This is a genomic window from Hymenobacter sp. HD11105, from assembly GCF_054051685.1.
This window is the reverse complement of the sequence record NZ_JBSWBR010000001.1, coordinates 1,139,070-1,154,796: the sequence shown is the minus strand read 5'-3', so window position 1 is coordinate 1,154,796 and position 15,727 is coordinate 1,139,070. Positions and strand designations below refer to the sequence as shown.

At 56.6% G+C, this 15,727-nt stretch carries 15 protein-coding genes; 5 read left to right on the top strand and 10 right to left on the bottom strand.

Annotated features, from left to right (window positions below):
* Positions 1-3: 3 nt before the first annotated feature.
* From ACW9KT_RS05100 to ACW9KT_RS05090, 3 genes are all read right to left on the bottom strand, one after another.
* Positions 4-1,647 (bottom strand): DUF4153 domain-containing protein, encoded by a 1,644-nt coding sequence (locus ACW9KT_RS05100; RefSeq protein WP_457078284.1) that lies wholly within the window; start codon positions 1,645-1,647, stop codon positions 4-6.
* A gap of 80 nt (positions 1,648-1,727) precedes the next feature.
* The gene (locus ACW9KT_RS05095) at positions 1,728-2,024 is read right to left on the bottom strand and encodes a winged helix-turn-helix domain-containing protein (RefSeq protein ID WP_457078283.1); all 297 of its coding nucleotides are present in this window, start codon (positions 2,022-2,024) and stop codon (positions 1,728-1,730) included.
* The gene (locus ACW9KT_RS05090) at positions 2,021-2,674 is read right to left on the bottom strand and encodes a hypothetical protein (protein WP_457078282.1); all 654 of its coding nucleotides are present in this window, start codon (positions 2,672-2,674) and stop codon (positions 2,021-2,023) included. Before ACW9KT_RS05090 ends, ACW9KT_RS05095 begins: the two co-directional genes overlap by 4 nt.
* Positions 2,675-3,021: 347 nt before the next feature.
* Here ACW9KT_RS05090 and ACW9KT_RS05085 point away from each other — a divergent pair, with 347 nt between their 5' ends.
* The 3 genes from ACW9KT_RS05085 (at position 3,022) to ACW9KT_RS05075 (ending at position 5,520) form a co-directional block, all read left to right on the top strand.
* Positions 3,022-3,816, top strand: coding sequence for a class I SAM-dependent methyltransferase (locus tag ACW9KT_RS05085; protein ID WP_457078281.1), 795 nt, complete (start codon positions 3,022-3,024; stop codon positions 3,814-3,816).
* A 96-nt stretch (positions 3,817-3,912) separates the two neighbouring features.
* Entirely contained in the window at positions 3,913-4,800 is an 888-nt protein-coding gene (locus ACW9KT_RS05080) for a UbiA family prenyltransferase (protein WP_457078280.1), read from the top strand.
* 96 nt (positions 4,801-4,896) lie between these two features.
* Positions 4,897-5,520, top strand: a complete 624-nt coding sequence (locus ACW9KT_RS05075; RefSeq protein ID WP_457078279.1) for a hypothetical protein — start codon at positions 4,897-4,899, stop codon at positions 5,518-5,520.
* A gap of 12 nt (positions 5,521-5,532) precedes the next feature.
* Here the strand turns inward: ACW9KT_RS05075 and ACW9KT_RS05070 are convergent, their stop codons facing one another.
* Entirely contained in the window at positions 5,533-6,198 is a 666-nt protein-coding gene (locus ACW9KT_RS05070; RefSeq protein ID WP_457078278.1) for a DsbA family protein, read from the bottom strand.
* A 209-nt stretch (positions 6,199-6,407) separates the two neighbouring features.
* Between ACW9KT_RS05070 and ACW9KT_RS05065 the strand changes: the two genes are divergently transcribed.
* Complete coding sequence (locus ACW9KT_RS05065; protein WP_457078277.1) at positions 6,408-6,878, top strand: putative immunity protein; 471 nt, start codon at positions 6,408-6,410, stop codon at positions 6,876-6,878.
* 125 nt (positions 6,879-7,003) lie between these two features.
* On the opposite strand, the gene rho is transcribed toward ACW9KT_RS05065, so the two are convergent.
* The gene (gene rho / locus ACW9KT_RS05060; RefSeq protein WP_457078276.1) at positions 7,004-9,241 is read right to left on the bottom strand and encodes a transcription termination factor Rho; all 2,238 of its coding nucleotides are present in this window, start codon (positions 9,239-9,241) and stop codon (positions 7,004-7,006) included.
* Positions 9,242-9,654: 413 nt separating this feature from the next.
* Between rho and serS the strand changes: the two genes are divergently transcribed.
* Positions 9,655-10,929, top strand: a complete 1,275-nt coding sequence (gene serS, locus ACW9KT_RS05055) for a serine--tRNA ligase (protein WP_457078275.1) — start codon at positions 9,655-9,657, stop codon at positions 10,927-10,929.
* A 133-nt stretch (positions 10,930-11,062) separates the two neighbouring features.
* Here the strand turns inward: serS and ACW9KT_RS05050 are convergent, their stop codons facing one another.
* The 5 genes from ACW9KT_RS05050 to polX all read right to left on the bottom strand — a co-directional run bounded on the left by ACW9KT_RS05050 (position 11,063) and on the right by polX (position 15,715).
* Positions 11,063-11,335, bottom strand: coding sequence for a UBP-type zinc finger domain-containing protein (locus ACW9KT_RS05050; protein WP_457078274.1), 273 nt, complete (start codon positions 11,333-11,335; stop codon positions 11,063-11,065).
* Between the two features lie 11 nt (positions 11,336-11,346).
* Positions 11,347-11,808: an OsmC family protein gene (locus ACW9KT_RS05045; protein ID WP_457078273.1), complete on the bottom strand. Its 462-nt coding sequence runs from the start codon at positions 11,806-11,808 to the stop codon at positions 11,347-11,349.
* Between the two features lie 162 nt (positions 11,809-11,970).
* Positions 11,971-12,642: a hypothetical protein gene (locus ACW9KT_RS05040; RefSeq protein ID WP_457078272.1), complete on the bottom strand. Its 672-nt coding sequence runs from the start codon at positions 12,640-12,642 to the stop codon at positions 11,971-11,973.
* A gap of 192 nt (positions 12,643-12,834) precedes the next feature.
* On the bottom strand, positions 12,835-13,899 hold the full coding sequence (locus tag ACW9KT_RS05035; protein WP_457078271.1) for a glycosyltransferase family 9 protein: 1,065 nt from the start codon (positions 13,897-13,899) through the stop codon (positions 12,835-12,837).
* Between the two features lie 64 nt (positions 13,900-13,963).
* Positions 13,964-15,715: a DNA polymerase/3'-5' exonuclease PolX gene (gene polX, locus ACW9KT_RS05030; RefSeq protein WP_457078270.1), complete on the bottom strand. Its 1,752-nt coding sequence runs from the start codon at positions 15,713-15,715 to the stop codon at positions 13,964-13,966.
* Between the last annotated feature and the right edge of the window lie 12 nt (positions 15,716-15,727).

Below are 15,727 nucleotides of genomic sequence, written 5' to 3'. Positions count from 1 at the left end.
TTCCTATTTGCTGATTCCGATTTTGGCGTGTCGGTCGGCGCTGGCTAGTTGCTGGTAGGCCTGCCAGTCGGCGAAGGTGTAGCTGGGCCAGTTGCGGGCTTCCTGAGCTGACCTAAATCTGGCAAGGCGGTGCTGGAGGCGCTGATTAGCTGCCTCCGGACTGAGCGTGGTCCAGCTACGGTAAGATTTGTGCACGAGCTGGCGCTGGGTGAGCACTTCGGGGTGAGCCGCCAACACGGGCAGCACACGGTCGGGCATGTCGAGCAGGAAGCCGTAGTCGAGCGTGGGCAGTTCGGGGCGCAGGTTGTAGCGCGCTATCCAAATTTCCCAGTTGCCGCAGGCCAGCCCTACCATCAGCACATAGGCTGCCAACCCATTCATGCGCACCAATGAATAAGTCGAGCGCCGCTGCCAGATTTTAAGCAAGATGGTAGCCAAGCCAAAGAAGGTAAGCAGTAGAAAGAAGTACACCCCAATTCGCTTGTAAGCGAGGCCCGTGTAGAGAATGTAATAGTAGTTGCGCAGCCCCACCGACACGGCCAATACCGCGTTTTGCAGTACCCACACCGTCGCCAGCCAGCGCAGCGCCGGCAAGCCTCGCTCATAGAAATTTAGGTTGCGGCGAAAAAACCACAGCACAATGCCCATTGCCACCAGGATGCTCAGAATGAGCACGTAGGTGCCTTCATGCACAAACTGGGTGAGGTCGAAACCAGGCTCGGGAGTAAAGCCAAACCAGATCCAGTTGATGTCGATGCTATTGACAACGAGCAGCAACACATTCACCAAAACCAGCATGCTGAGCGCCACGAGGTATTCTTTGCGCAGGTCGAGGGCTCGAAAGCTTTTGGCGCGGAAGTCGGGGCGGCGCACGGCGAAGGAAGCTACCCGGTCGCGCTCGCGCAGAATGAATTCGCCGAAGCGGGACTCTTTATCGGCAAAGTAATGGACCGGCACGAACACAAGCGCAACCCCAGTAAGGGCCAGACCAAACAAGAAAAATAGAATACTCGGGACGGACAGCACTTCGAAAAAGGTCTCTACCCACGTTCCAATCACATCCAGTAATCGACCCACTAGCTCACTATAAACGGGGTTGGCGATAGCAAACAGAATGTGAAACACCAGCAGGGCTACAAACGGCAGCACCAACAGTCGCCCGTAGAACCAGGCCCGCTCTACGCGGCCGTCTAGCTTAGGCGGCAAAAGCAGCAGTTGCGCCAGCCTTGGCACTGTTTGGATGGCGCTGCTCATGGCCGTCAGGAGCGCGTACGCCACTAGCTTCAGGTGGGGCTGATTGAGGTAGCCGAGCCACATAGCTGCCGAGGCCAGCCAAGCCAGGAGTGCGGCTCCTGAACCGTACCAGGCTACCATTGCGGCACTCAGTATTGTGCCGGCCAGCGTCAGCCGAAACCCGTTGGAACGCCATTGCGCAGCGTGGCGCGGAAGGCCAGCCAGCCCCGCTCCTAGCACGAATAGCGTGTAGAGAAACACGTTCAGAGCCGCGCGCTCTTCCCAGAACAGGAGGTAGAACCAGATTGCCCCGACTGGGATTGCCACCTTCTGCAAGGTGGTGAGGGCAAGACGCGGAGCCGCCGCCGCCGTTGCGCCAAAACGCGAGCCTGGGAGATGAGTGGATATTTCCATAATTCAGCAATTAATTAAACTTGGATTAGTAATTCAAAAGAACTTTGTATTACAAAGTATACAGACAAAAAAAAGAGCGCTTACCCCCGCAGCAATTTTTCCAACGCGTTCAGATGCTCCTGAAACGCCAGTTTGCCTTCTTTGGAGGGCGTGTACGTTGTATTGGGTTTTTTGCCAATAAACTGCTTGCTCACTTCCACGTAGCCCGCCTTTTCGAGGGCGGCTACGTGACTGGCTAAGTTGCCATCGGTGAGGTCGAGGGCTTCTTTTAGGTCGTTGAAGCTTACTGGGTCGCTCTGGCCCAGAAGCACGGCCATCACGCCCAGGCGCACGCGGTGGTCGAAGGCTTTATTGAGAATGTGGATGTTGTGCTTCACAGGGCGCGCGGGGTCCGTTCGTAACGGTTGTACATGAGCAGACCGTAGATAATGTGACTCAGGCCAAAGCCTAAGGCGAAAAATACTAGGCCATAGCCAGGGAACAACACCGCCACCAGTCCCAGTCCGATTTCGGTGAGGCCCAGCCACCGAATTTCTTCCAATGTGTACTTGCTGGCATTGAGCAAAGCTAGGCCATAAAACAGCAACATACCCGGTACCACCAGTCCGGCGGCGCCTTGCAGGTAAATTGCCAAGCAAAAAAGCCCCCCAGCCACCAGCGGAATGGCTAGGCTGAGCGCGAGCCGCCGCCCGAGGGCGCTCCACAGTTGCACCTTATCTTGCTGGGCTCGGCGGCGAGTAAAATAGAAGGCCACCAGCAACGCCAACAGAATAATGCCCCCCGCAAGCCCCAGCAGAAACGGCAGCGCACGTAGCCGCTCCTGTTCGGAGTTCTGCATTACGCGCACAAACTCCTGGGTGCTGCCGTACTCCTGGCCCAAATACCAGTAGCCGACGCTCACGCCCGCTAGTGCCACCACACCCGCCGCAATGCCCGACAGGCCGCTCAGTGACAAGTAACGCGACGAGCGCTCCATGATGGCGCGAATCTCAGTAAGCTGGGCGAGCGGATCGACGGCTGGATTCATAGTAGTGAAAAGCACTTTGTTTTGCAAAGCTGGCGATTAGAAACCTGATTCGCAACCCTCCCCTCTAATAATTACACTTTGTGACGAATCAAGTTCATATGTATAAAACGCGCTATGGCTCAAGTTGACCCTGAATAGGTACTGCCTCTGATCAATACTACCTAAGCTATCAACTGGTACATAGGCTGCGACTGGTACATAAGCTACGATGATTAGATGCGAATACGCGCCTCTACAGCAGATATATCGAGTTTGGGCAACCATTTACATTGACTTCGTACAGACATAAAGTATAACAACTTTGTCTGTAGCCACCTGCTAGCGAAGCCATTTAACTCTATCAACCCTTGAAACTTCGCCTCCACCTATTCGAGTTTGAAGACCAGCCTTGGTTCCCGGATATTATCCGGGCCGGGATGATGGACTATTTGCGCTTCATGACCACGAACCTAGGCATTTATCAGCCACTGGTGCCGGTGCTACAAGAGGCGCTGATGAAAACCGGACAGCTTCACTTGCTTGAACTCGGAGCCGGCGCGGGCGGCGGCACCGACGGTGTGGCGCGGGCCTTGCACCAGCTACCGGGCTTGACTGACTTACGTGTTACTCTCACCGATCTATATCCGCAGCCGGACGCCTGGCAGGGCATTAAGGAAAGCTCTGGGGGGCAAATTGGCTACGAAACAGCGCCTGTTGATGCTACGGCTGTGCCCGCTCACCTCACCGGGTTTCGCACCATCTTCTCCGCGTTTCATCATTTTACGCCCGCTGCGGCCGAGGCCATCCTGGCCGATGCTGTGCGGCAGGGCGCGGGTATCGGTGTGTTTGAGGGCGCCGGTAAGCACTGGCACGAAATCCTGCTGGCCTGGACGATTTTGCCCGTCATGCAAGTGTTGGCAACCCCATTTATGCCGCCATTTCGTCTGAGCCGCCTGTTTTTCACATTTATCATTCCCCTAATTCCGCTGTGCACCATTTGGGACGGGACCGTATCCATCATACGCATGTACCCGACGGATCGATTGCTTGACTTGGCCCGTAAAGCCGATCCGGGGGGCAAATTTGAGTGGGGGGCCGGCAAGGTGAAGCACTGGTCCGGCTCGCAGGTTACGTATCTGGTGGGTTGGCCGAAGCAGGCGTGAACTAGCTTTACCAGGCGTGATCCTACCACTCCAAAGTCGTAGGACAACTCCGCCCTACTACTATTACCTTGCACGCTTCTACCATTTCTGCTTTTCATGCTCCTCGCCTATCGCCGGGCTGTGCCACTGCTGCGCATTCCCTTCTCCGTGTACCTGATGCCGGTATTCTGGTTTGGGCTGAGTGCTTTGCGCGAGCCGTTTAGCCCGTGGCGGGCAGTGGGCGTGTTTGTGGTGCTGCACGTGCTGGCGTATCCGGCCTCCAACGGCTACAACTCCTACTACGACCGCGACGAGGGCAGCATCGGTGGCCTCAAAAAGCCCCCCAAGGTATCGGAGGAGCTGCTGCATCTGGTGTGGCTCTTCGATGCGTTGGCCGTAGTGGGCGCCTGGCTGCTTAGTCCCGTGTTTGCGGGGTTGGTGGCTGTGTATCTCCTTATTTCTAAAGCCTACAGCTACGAGGGGATTCGGCTCAAAAAGTATCCTTTTCTTAGCACGCTGGTGGTCGTCGTGTTTCAGGGCGCGTTTACTTTCCTGATGACGCAGGTGGGCGTGGGGGGCAATTCTGAGGAGATTTTAGTGCCCGACAACTTGCTGCTGGCATTAGTGAGCACGCTGTTTTTGTGCGGCTCTTACCCGCTCACGCAGGTGTACCAGCACCAGGAAGACCGGCAGCGCGGCGACCAAACCCTAAGCCTCGTGCTCGGTATTCGGGGTACGTTTGTGTTTGCGGCGGTGGGCCTGCTGTTTGGGGCGGTGCTGCTGGGAGTCGCGTATTGGCTGCGCAATGAGCTTTCCAACCTCGTTATCTTTCTGGTGGCTACCGGACCCGTGGTAGCCTTGTTTGGGCGCTGGGCTTTTCTAGCCTGGTCCGATGCGTCGGCCGCTAGCTTCGAGCGGACTATGCGCATGAATCAGGTATCTTCCTTGTGCTTAAGCGCCGCATTTGTGCTCATGCTGGTGCTACGGCATTGGTTTAGCGCTTAACGGCTTATAAGGCAAGTTAAGCCAAAAAGCCCCCCAGAACAGTCAGCCGGCTAGCTGCGTATTGCAACATCAGGTTTTCTACTTGCCCGCTTACTTATGCGCTACGCCTTCGTTTCCGTATTGCTGCTTCCCCTCGCCCTTGGCGCCTGCTCTGGCTCCGACTCCACCCGCACCGAGGCCACCGAAACGGGCGCGACTACCGTAACAGCAGAGCCCATGGACACCACTCGCGCGCCGGCCGTCAATGTTCAGTCGGACACGCTGAAAGTGGTGCGGAAGCAGCACCGCTTCTCTTCGCCTTCCACCGAGGACGAGTTTAAGTTGGTGCTACGCGGCCCTTCCATGCTGGCCGGCGAGGTCACCTTCACCATCACCGACTCGAGGGGCGAAACGATTTTTCGCGAAGTACTATCGGCCGCCGACCTGGAGGCCACGATGGTGTATGAGATGAAAAATAAAACAGCCACCCAAGCCGAGCGCGAAGCCTTCGTGCGCCGCCGCATGGACGAGTTTTTTGCCGATAAAAACTTCCGCACGCCCGCCATTACAGACAAAGACACCCACCAGCCCGACCTCCTCGACCGCGCTACCTGGGAAGACCTGCGCCGCCGCCCCGATGCCATCAGCTTTCAGTACACCGTGGGCAAAGAAGACGGCCGCCGCATTGTGTGGGCGCCGCTCAAGAAGGAAGTAGTGCGCGTGGGTAGCTTCGGCGGCTGATTAAGCTTTCAGCTACTGCTCTTCCGTGGCCTGCTGCAACGCCTGCCGTACTGCTTTGCTAAATGCCTCGTAAGGTTGAAAACCTCGGGCTAGTACGTAGCCCTGTTGGCCTACGCGCAATATGGTAGTGGGAAAACCCTGCACGCCGATGCGCTCCACGGCAGCAAATTCCTGGCGGGTAGCCGTAACCGTTTCGGGCAAAGCCAGGCGGCGCTGAAACTCAGTATCGTCTAAGCCATAAGGGGCAATAAGCTTAGTGTAGATAGTTAGATCATTCAGGTCTTGACCGTGGAAATAGTGTGCCTGCTGAATGTCGTGGGCGAAGTCGATGGTGCGGCTGGGGTCGGTATTCAGTTGACGAAAAACGGTAAGCGCGCGGCACGGCGGCTCCGAATTCTGAATGTTGGTGCCTTCCTCGCCAAGTTGCAGGTAGGCGTCGCCAAACTGCACGCCCGCAGCTCTTTCCACGTCCTGGAAAGCATTTTTAATGTAGTTCCACTTAGCGCCCAGCGGGGCCACCCGCTCGCCGGTCACCATGCCACCACTGAGCACGGATACTTGCAGTTGACCCACCATGTCGGTGCGCACGCGCTGCACCACGGGCGTCATGCCGTAGCACCAGCCACAAAGCGGATCGAAAATATAGAGCAGTTCGGGGAGGTCGGGCGTGTTTTCCATGGTCCAAAGGTCCGGCTTGCGCAGGCAAGGCGCAAGTACTTACCGCAGGGTGCGTAGGCAAAATGCACTCTAAGTTGTCTCTTGGTGATACTGCCTTGCTGACGCAAGTTTGCCAACGTATAGGCCCCACTCGGCGAATTTTCCCGCCTGTACGGCCGAGGAATATCTACGCTTATAGTATTTCTTCGTAGCAGCAAGACGCTCATACTATGAAAGCAGAGACCATTACGAAGCTCGACCTGGCGTCTCATCAGGCCTTAGCCCAATGGGCAACCGCCTGCGCTGAGCACGTGTTGCACCATTTTGAAACCGAGCGCCCCCAGGATGAGCGACCCCGCCAAGCGCTGGAAGCCTGCCGGGCCTGGGCGCGCGGAGAATTGCCTATGACCCAAGTGCGCATATTCGCCTTCGGGGCGCACGCGGCGGCTTGCGAAGCCCAAATCCCGGCGGCCCGTGCTGCTGCGCGGGCGGCCGGACAAGCTGCGGGCACGGCCCATGTTCCTGGCCATGCCCGGCACGCCGCGACCTATGCTGTAAAAGCCGCGGCTGAAGCTGTGCAACTCTCTTCCGCCAAAAAGGATATGGCCGCGCAGCTACGCGAATGGCAACGTCAGCAGCTTCCGGAGCTACTACAGTCGCTATCGGTCTCACTTCTCAGCCGGGCAAAATGGGAGTTGTAGCCCCTGCGCTATCCAACTTAGTCTCAGCCTGCCAAGCTCGCCCCGTAGCTCCAGGCGAATGCAACCCACAAAAAAGCCCCCCAGAAATTTTCTGGGGGGCTTTTTTGCTTTTAATACGATAACTGTTAGCCGTTCATCGACATCAAGAACTCGTTGTTGTTCTTGGTGTCTTTGATGCGGTCTTTCAGGAACTCCATGGCTTCTACGGCCGTCATGTCGGACATGAACTTGCGCAGCACCCAGATGCGGCTGAGTTCTTCCTTGCCCATGAGCAGGTCTTCGCGGCGGGTGCCGGAGGCCGGTACATCAATGGCGGGGAAGATGCGTTTGTTGGCCAGCTTGCGGTCCAGCTGCAATTCCATGTTGCCGGTACCTTTGAATTCCTCGAAGATAACCTCGTCCATCTTGGAGCCGGTTTCAATCAAGGCGGTAGCGATGATAGTTAGTGAGCCGCCATTTTCCACGTTACGGGCCGCACCGAAGAAGCGCTTAGGCTTGTGTAGGGCGTTGGCATCCACACCACCCGACAAGATTTTGCCCGAAGCCGGCTGCACCGTGTTGTAAGCGCGAGCCAAACGGGTGATAGAGTCGAGCAGAATCACCACATCGTGGCCGCATTCTACCAAGCGCTTGGCTTTGTCGAGAGCAATGCTGGCAATCTTCACGTGACGGTCGGCGGTTTCGTCGAAGGTTGAGCTTAGTACTTCGGCTTTCACCGAGCGGGCCATGTCAGTCACTTCTTCCGGGCGCTCATCAATGAGCAGGATAATGAGATAAACCTCGGGGTGATTCTCGGAAATAGCGTTGGCGATTTCCTGCAACAACACCGTCTTACCGGTTTTGGGCTGGGCCACAATCAGACCCCGCTGGCCTTTACCAATGGGGGCAAACAGATCTAGAATACGGGTGCTGAGCAGGCTAGACTTGGTGGTCAGCTTCAGGCGCTCCTCGGCAAACAACGGAGTGAGATTGTTGAAGGGAATCCGGTCGCGGGCTTCTTCTACCGTGCGGCCATTGATGCCTTCTACTCCTACCAGCGCGAAGTACTTTTCACCTTCACGGGGCGGACGAATCGTGCATTTTACGGTGTCGCCGGCTTTCAAGCCAAACTGCTTTACCTGCTGCGGCGCCACATAAATGTCGTCGGGCGAGGCGAGGTAGTTATAAAAAGGCGAGCGGAGGAAGCCGTAGCCACCGTCAGGCATTAGCTCCAGGGTGCCTTCGCCGTCTACTACTATATCAAAATCGTTGCGGGGACGCTGCTGCTGGCCGACGGGCTGTTGTCCATCGGCTACTGGGCGGGGCGCACGCTGCTGGTCGCGAGCGGCGAAGCGGTCTTCGCGACGCTGCTGGTCGCGGCCTTCGCGGGGCTCCCGGTTATCCCGATTCTCGCGGGGTTCGCGCATTTCCCGAGGCTCCCGGTTTTCACGCGGCTCGCGCAATTCACGGGGTTCCCGATTCTCGCGGGGTGCATCGCGCAGAGGGCGGGGCTCGCGGTTATCACGGTTCTCACGTGGTTCGCGGTTTTCCCGCAATTCACGAGGTTCGCGTGGGGCATCATTACGATATTCGCGAGGCTCGCGGGGAGAATCGGTTCGCGGTTCGCGGCCATCTCGGTATTCCCGCTCGCGGGGTTCACGCGTTGGCGCGACGGGCTGGTCGGTACGTGGCTCGCGGGGGGCTACGCTCGGGGCAAAAGATGTGGGGGTAGCAACCGTTTCGGAGTGCGCTTCAGCTGCTGCCTCCACTGCACCCTCTGGAGTGAGGGAAACGGGTGCGTCAGCAGTTACGGTACCAATTCCATCGGCTGCTACGTCAGCGTTGCGGGGGCGGTCAACGCCATTGCGCTGACGGCGCTCCGGGCGTTGATATAATTTTATGGGTCGAACGGGTTCCGCCTCGGTCGGTGCCTCAGCTTCTACTTCTACAGGTGCAGGTGTAGCAATTACAGCCGGGGCAACCTCTGCAACCGGAGCCTCTACAATAGCTGGCTCCGGCGCAACTGCTACGGGTGCCACTACTTCGGGGGCAGCAGCGGCCCGGACGGGGGCTGCGGCACCACGGGTAGCACGTGCTCGGCTGGGGGCCGGGCGGGCTGCAGGTGCAGCAGGCGCAATGGCTTCAGCAGGCACGCTTTCCGCTACGGCTACATCGGAGAAGGGCTGCTCGGTGCCATTTTTAGGACTGGCGGCAGTCTTGGTCTTGGGTGGAAGCTGATCGGCGGGCGTTATGGCCTGTTGATCTAGAATCTTATAGATAAGATCCTGCTTGCTAAGCTTTTTGAAGTTACCGACCTTCAGCTGTTCCGCAATTTCTTTTAGCTCGGAAAGCAAGCGGTCCTTCAACTCTTCAATATTGTACATAAACTAAACTAGGGGAAAAACGGGCAGGGGGTGGAGTGCCAAACAGGATAGGGAGCAACACAGGCCAAACTGGGCGATAATGGGCAACCGCAGCGCGGCGCGAAGCACAGGATACGTAGCGAAATTGGGGGTACTCGGGGGAGGCGCTGGAAATAAAAGCGGGCCGTACGCAAGTAAAGAAGAACTGCGGACCCGGCATCAGCCGCCGGCTTGTAGGCGCAATGTTAGACTAATACGGCTAAACTGCCAAATCAGATACGCTTTTTTTAAGCTATTTGCTCTGATACTATGGACATTTTTGCACAAGTATTCGTTCGCGCTACCCTATTCCGCTTCTAATTGACTTCTGGAAAGACTTTATAATTACGCTGGTCTGCCGTACAAAAGCTCTACTACTTCCCTACTTTTGCCCCATGCTGCAAGTTTCCGTCCTAAAAGAACAAACCGACCTGGTGCTGGCCGGCTTAGCCAAAAAGCACTACGCCACCGCCGAAACCGACGTAACGGCTATTCTCAACCTCGATCAGCGCCGCCGCCAGCTGCAAACGACCCACGACTCGGCCCAGGCTGAAGCCAACGAGCTGGCCCGGCAAATTGGCGGCCTCATGAAAAGCGGCGACAAAGCTGGAGCTGAAGAACTGAAGACGCGTACCGCCACGCTCAAATCAGAAATAAAAACCCACGCCGACGAGCTAGGTCAGGTTGAGATAGCCTTACAGCAGGTATTACTGAAGCTGCCCAACCTGCCACACAGCAGCGTACCCGAAGGTCGCACGGCTCAGGATAACGAGGTGGTACTAGAACATGGTGCTAAGCCAGATTTGCCCCCCACCGCCCTCCCCCACTGGGAATTAATTAAGAAGTACGACATCATCGACTTTGAACTGGGCAATAAGATCAGTGGCGCCGGCTTCCCGGTGTACAAGGGTCAAGGTGCGCGCCTCCAACGTGCGCTCATCAACTTTTTCCTCGATGAAGCCCGTGCCGCTGGCTACCTAGAAATACAGCCCCCCATTCTAGTGAACGAAGCCTCGGGCTACGGTACCGGCCAGCTCCCTGACAAGGATGGCCAGATGTACCACGATGCCCAAGACAACCTCTATCTGATTCCGACGGCCGAAGTGCCTATTACTAACCTCTACCGCGACGAGATTATTGCCACTGATAAGCTGCCGATCCGCAATGCGGGCTACACGCCCTGCTTCCGGCGAGAGGCTGGCTCTTGGGGCGCCGATGTACGCGGCCTCAATCGCCTGCACCAGTTCGACAAAGTAGAAGTCGTGCAGATTGCCTTGCCCGAGCAGAGCTACGGTATCCTGGAAGAAATGCGGGCCCACATCGAAGGCTTACTGCAAAAGCTGGAGCTGCCCTACCGCGTATTGCGCCTCTGCGGCGGCGACATGAGCTTCACTTCGGCTCTCACCTACGACCTGGAGGTTTGGAGCGCGGCCCAGGGCCGCTGGCTGGAAGTAAGCTCGGCCAGTAACTTCGAAGCCTATCAAGCCAACCGGCTGAAGCTGCGCTACCGCGCCGAGGGCGGCAAAACACAGCTATTACATACGCTCAACGGCTCAGCGCTGGCCTTGCCCCGCATTGTGGCGGCGCTACTGGAAAACAACCAAACCGAGGATGGCATTCGTCTCCCCGAAGCACTGCACAGCTACTGCGGATTTGATACAATTCACTAAGTCTCTATCCTAGCTGGCTTCTGAAATAAGCTCAGTTAGGATAGATCGGCGACCTGTCATGAAAAAGCCCCCCAGAGATAGTCTGGGGGGCTTTTTTGTGTCAAGTGGAAATTCTAATAAGCAGAATAAAAGGTTAATACTCAGCAAACGCGCTGTCCACGTAACACCAAGCCCATCGCTCGCCGGGCTCGGCGGAGGTGATAACCGGATGACTGGTAGCGTGAAAGTGACGAGTAGCATGCTTGTTCTTAGAGTTGTCGCAGCAGCCTACGTGGCCGCAGGTCTGACACACGCGAAGGTGTACCCACTGGTCGCCTTGGGCGACGCACTCGGGGCAGATGTATTGTTCATCTTGTAGCAGTTGACCCAGGCTACTGAGGTGAGAGCAAAGAGATGGAGACGCCATATTAGTTACGATTAAGCGACAGATTGTTCGTCGGCAGCCACTAGGTGCGTGTTGATGCGCAAGCCAGCCGCTAGCGTTTTCTGCACAGGACATTTTTGCGAAATCAGCTCTAGGCGCTGCCGTTGCTCGGGCGTAAGCGGGCCCAGGAGCATCAGTTCTTTTTCGATTTCTTCCAGCATCTGACCCGATTGCTCACACTGCTCGCAGTCGGAGCGGTGTACGCGCTGGTGGCGTAGGCGCACTTCGATGGCCTGTAGCGGCCATTTTTTCTGATCGGCGTAAAGGCGCAAGGTGATAGCGGTGCAGGCACCCAGGGCCGCGAGCAGCAGGTCGTAGGGCGTGGGGCCGCGGTCTTGACCACCAGCATCCAGCGGCTCATCGAGCATGAAGGTGTGGCGGCCGGCCCGCACGTCGGCCAGCAAGGTATCAGCACCCACTTTCACGAGCACTACTTTGTCGGCAGCATTATCCATGTCAGAAGGATATAGTTTAGCAGAGCAATAATGTACTCAATTTCTTTTCGAGTTTTCTAATCCCTGTTAAAGGTCACTACACGTCATAAAAGCGGGCTGCCCCAGCCTTATGGCAGAAGCAGCCCGCTTTACTATAATCTGTAAGTCAGATTGGATAATGTATTAGGACTTAGGTGTATAAGGAAACTTCTTGGAAGCATTGCGCATCAGCACGTTTACCATGCCTTCCGTTGAGCTGCCCACCGAGCCAGCCGCTACGTAATCGTACTTCCAGAGCAGCTTACCGGCATCCGACTCGTGTATATTGACGGTTATGTTGGCCTCGTTGGTAGAGCCGAAATAGCCGCCACCTAGCAGCACGGAGGCTGCGCCCACGGCTAGAGCAGCACCTTCCGACATTGGCTTGGAGGTACGTACGCTGGTGGTCAATACTGCATCTACGCCCAATGCTTTGGCCAACTCCTGCGCGGAGTGGGTACGCAGTTCTCCGTAGGGAATCTGCAATTCGCGCAGCTTCGCGTTGGTTTGGGTTACGTCCTGAAACTGCACCGTATAGCCCCGCTGCTGACTGCGGCGCAGCAGCCACGCATAAATTTTTTCTTGAAAATCAATGCCACTCCTGTACTCCATATCACGCATCTGCTCAACAGTCGTGTTGCGTGCTTGGTTGGGGCGTAACTGCATGGTTACGGAAGCTGGCAGAATAGCGACAGTCTTGTGCTTAGGAGCATAAGAGCGAAAGTCGTTAGCCAAATAAATGTTGGGGCCACATGCCGTGAGCAGTAGCACCATAGCTAGGTTCAGGGCCCAAGCCCCAAGAGTGAAAAGACGCATAAAAGGAGGGGGAAAGGGGAAGATTAGAATATAGTTTTATCGGCAAAGTAATGACTCATGCGCAACTTTTAAACCAAAATATTCTAATATCTAACTCTTTTTATCTACCCTTCTTTGCCAGAGACTTTAAACACTGCTTTTGAGCAATATGCAATTGTATTAACTACCCCTACTTGCTAGCCAACTGTTTATCTAACGTCCATCGCGTGTGGGCGGCAAATCCAAGTCGAATTGAATTTCACGCATACATTTGAAGTGACCCTGGGGGCACTTTTCGTAGCCAATCTTCGAGCAAGGCCGGCACGATAAGCCCGGCCTTTCCAGAATGCGAAATTCCGTGCGGTACGGGTACATCCCGAACTCCGGCACCGTATTGCCCCACACGCTGAAAATCTCTTTTTTAAACGCGGCCGCGATGTGCATCAAGCCGGTGTCGTGACTTACCACTAGTTGCGCCTGCTTAACTAAAGAGGCCGATTGGTTCAGCGAAAAATGGCCACAGGCGTTATAGATGATAGTCTGTTGCGCGGCGGAATTTGGGGGCTCCGACGGGAAGTAATATGGGCTATCGGGTACCTTGGCTGGGGCGGGCGGCGAGTTGGCGGCTTGCTTCTCGAAAGCCAGTTCCACCACGTGGCCTGTGGTTTCGTCTTCGGGGCCGCCCAGCAACACCACGGGCCGCCGTAGCAAGCCACATAGTTCAATAATGCGCTCCACGGGCAATCGTTTGGTCGCGTGCTGGGCTCCGATAGCGAAGGCCACGTACCCGCGCTGAAAGCCGGCGGGCAGCGAATTTAGGTTTACTTCATCCTGAGCCGGAATAAAATAATCGAGACCCTGCCCGTCGTTGCGGACGCCCAAGGCCGCCGCCGCCGCAAGGTAGCGGTCCACGATGTGCTGCTGGGGCATAGTGTTCACCTTCAGGTTTACCAGCAGCCACTTGCGCAGATTCAGCTTATCGAAGCTGGAAGCCGGCACGCCCAGGCGCAGCTTGAGGATGCGGGTACGCAGGTTATTATGCAGATCGACGATGTAATCGAACCGCTCGGCCTGTAATTCTGCCACCAACTCCGTGAGCGAGCCGGTCAGATAGTGCGCCTTGTCCACGTAGGGGTTGGGCTCGATGATGCTGCGGTAGGCTGGCTTCGTACAAAAATGCACCCGCGCACCCGCCACCTGCTGCTTCAAAGCCCGTACCACAGGCGTAGTCAGCACAATGTCGCCGATAGAGGAAAAGCGCAGAATAAGAATCTTCATAAGTCATTCGATAAGCGCCTCACTACCTAATTAATTGCGTGAGATACTCAGCAGGCTTCCGTTGCTAGAACAAGGTTGTTTTGAATTCTTCGGCGGGCTTGATCTTGGTTTTGCGCTCAGCAAAATACGCGGCCACTTCGTCGCGGGATAAGGCATTGAACGTCATTTCCTTAGTCAAGCCTCCTTTACGGCCCATAAACACGCCGTAGCGCATATCGGCGTAGCCGTTGGTGTGGTGGGCATCGGGGTTGATGCTGAGCTTCACGCCCTGGTCGAGGGCATAGCGCACCCAGCGCCAATCGAGGTCTAGGCGCCAGGGGTTAGCGTTTATCTCAATAATCACCTGATGCTGGGCGCAGGCATCGATAACAGCCTTGTAATCGATGGGATATCCTTCGCGGCGCAGCAAGAGGCGGCCCGTGGGATGGCCCAACATGGTGCAATACGGGTTTTCGATGGCCCGGAGCAAGCGGGTGGTCGCGCGGGCTTCGTCCATTTTGAGGTTGCTGTGCACCGAGGCGACCACAAAGTCAAATGAGGCCAGCACCGTGGGCTGATAATCTAGGGCGCCGTCGCCAAGAATGTCGCTTTCAATGCCTTTGAAGATGCGGAAGGGTGCCAACTCTTTATTCAGCTCGTCTATCTCGCGGTGCTGCTGGCGCACGCGCTCCGGGCTTAGGCCGTTTGCATAATGCGCGGCCTGGGAGTGGTCGCAGATGCCAAGGTATTCGTAACCGCCATCGCGCAGGAACTCGGCCATTTGGCGCAGGGAGTGGGCGCCGTCGGAGTAAGTGCTGTGGTTATGCACGCTGCCACGCAGGTCGGCATCCTCCAGCAGCTTAGGCAACTTATGCTCTTTGGCCAGTGCCAACTCACCTAGGCCTTCGCGCAGCTCTGGCTCCACGTATTGCAGACCGGCTTTTTCGTAAATGGCCGTTTCTTGGTAGAAGCGCTCCTTTTTCAGCAACTGGCGCAAGGTAGCGGGCTGGCCGGGCATGGCCTGGGGGGCAAATATTTCGCTTACATGAGCCTCAGTTCCCGTCCGCAGAAAGAGTTGATTGGTGAAGTCATCTTTTGCCACTAATACTACTTCCACCTTCACTCCCGACGCAGTAGCGGTGCCGCGCCAGGCAAACGGCCCGGAACGCATGGGCTCAGCGGTAAGCCCCTCCAGCGAATTTAGCAGCTTGTGTGCCTTTTCCGGCTGGGCCGTAGCTGCTACTAGTACTATAGTTTCTACAATTTCCAGGCGCCGCCGCACTTCCCCTGCTACCGCCACGGATTCGGTAAACAAGGCTTCCTGCAAGCGCGCTACCAAGTCATTGGCCAGCTCCTCGGCTTGCGGGTAGAGTAGCTTGCCCCGGCTTTGGTCACTAAATTCGAGGGCTTGCAGAATGGCATCTTGGGTCTTTTTGCCGAATCCTTTCAGCTTACTTACTTCATCGCGCTCGGCGGCGGCGCGCAGAGCATCGGAGCTTTCCACGCCTAGCTCCCGCCACAGCGCCCTAATCTTTTTGGGGCCAATACCTTTGATTTTCAGCATCTCCACCACGCCGGGGGGCGTGATGCTGAGCAGGCGGGTCAGCTCTTCGAAGGTGCCGGTGTCGAGCATTTCGGCCACGCGGGCGGCGGCGGTTTTGCTCAGGCCAGTGCGGTCGGGCAGTCCGGTGCGCTCTACCTCCTCTACCGGAAACTCTAGGCGCTCTAGGGCGGCGGCAGAGCCTTCGTAAGCGCGGATTTTAAATGGATTTTCGTCGTGCAATTCCAGCAGCGAAGCCGCGAGGCGGAAGGCGCGAATCAGGGCGCGATTGTCCAAAACAGAAGCAAA